This window comes from Candidatus Streptomyces philanthi (genome assembly GCF_059553635.1).
Genome location: NZ_JCANQV010000612.1, coordinates 1 through 1,244 on the forward strand (window position 1 = coordinate 1; position 1,244 = coordinate 1,244).

The following is a 1,244-nucleotide window of genomic DNA, read 5'->3' on the forward strand; positions in this document are numbered from 1 at the left end:
GGGACCGGGGCCTGCGGCGGCCGGAAGCGGTGGTCACGGTGTGCGTCCCGGTTCAGGCGCCGCCGTGGCGGATGGCCGGGTGGGAGCCGGCCGCGACGAGGTCGGCGACCGCGGTCCTGGGGTCCTTGCCGGTGACCAGGGACTCGCCGACCAGCACCGCGTCCGCGCCGTCGTTGGCGTACGCGATCAGGTCGTGCGGGCCGCGGACACCGGACTCGGCGACCTTGACGATGTGGTCGGGGATCTCGGGGGCGACCCGGGCGAAGGTGCCGCGGTCGACCTGGAGCGTCTTGAGGTCGCGGGCGTTGACGCCGATGATCTTGGCGCCGGCGTCCACCGCGCGGGCGGCCTCCTCCTCGTCGTGCGCCTCGACCAGCGGGGTCAGCCCGATCGACTCGGCCCGCTCGATGAGGGAGACCAGCGCCTCCTGCTCCAGTGCGGCGACGATCAGCAGCGCGAGGTCGGCGCCGTGCGCCCGGGCCTCCCACAGCTGGTAGGAACTGACGATGAAGTCCTTGCGCAGGACGGGGATGTCGACCCGGGCGCGGACCGCCTCCAGATCGGCGAGCGAACCGCCGAACCTGCGCTGTTCGGTGAGGACGGAGATGACGGCCGCGCCGCCCGCCTCGTAGTCGGCGGCCAGGCCGGCCGGGTCGGCGATGGCGGCGAGGGCGCCCTTGGAGGGGCTGGAGCGCTTCACCTCGCAGATGACCCGGACGCCGTCCCCCTTGAGGGCCGCGACGCCGTCCCGGGCGGGGCGGGCCTTGCGGGCGCGTTCCTTCAGCTCGTCGAGGCCGACACGTGCCTGTCGTTCCGCGAGGTCGGCCCGGACTCCCTCGATGATCTCGTCGAGCACACTCACGGGAGCGGCCTCCTTCTGGAACGGTGACGGGAGACGGTCGCCGACGGGGCGATGTGCCGTCCCATCAGGCACTCCGATGGTATCCGCCGTGGCGCACAGGTCCCGCATCCGGTTGACGCCGGTCCCACAACCTGGACATCGGCACGGTACGGGCGGCCCGCGGTCATGGCGCCAGGGCCCTGCCGAGGGGGAGGTTGCGGACCACCGTGAACACCAGCAGCAGCCCGGCGAGCGCCCACCAGTGGGCCGCCCTCGGCCGGGGGCCCGCCGTGGGCAGCCCGCGTGCCGCCCGTACCGTCCACACCAGCCAGAGCACCGCGCAGGCGGCGTATCCCGCCACGGCGGGCGCGTTGGCGCCGAGCGCGGTGAGCAGGTCGCCGTG

Annotated in this window: 1 protein-coding gene and 1 pseudogene; both read right to left on the reverse strand. The window is 74.3% G+C overall.

Annotation, left to right across the window (positions count from 1 at the left end; all coding sequences use genetic code 11):
• Nucleotides 1-52 precede the first annotated feature (52 nt).
• The gene (gene trpC / locus AC51EU_RS30620) at nucleotides 53-862 is read right to left on the reverse strand and encodes an indole-3-glycerol phosphate synthase TrpC (protein WP_496270349.1); all 810 of its coding nucleotides are present in this window, start codon (nucleotides 860-862) and stop codon (nucleotides 53-55) included.
• Between the two features lie 163 nt (nucleotides 863-1,025).
• Nucleotides 1,026-1,244 (reverse strand): annotated as a pseudogene (locus AC51EU_RS30625) (DUF2752 domain-containing protein); the annotation flags it as partial.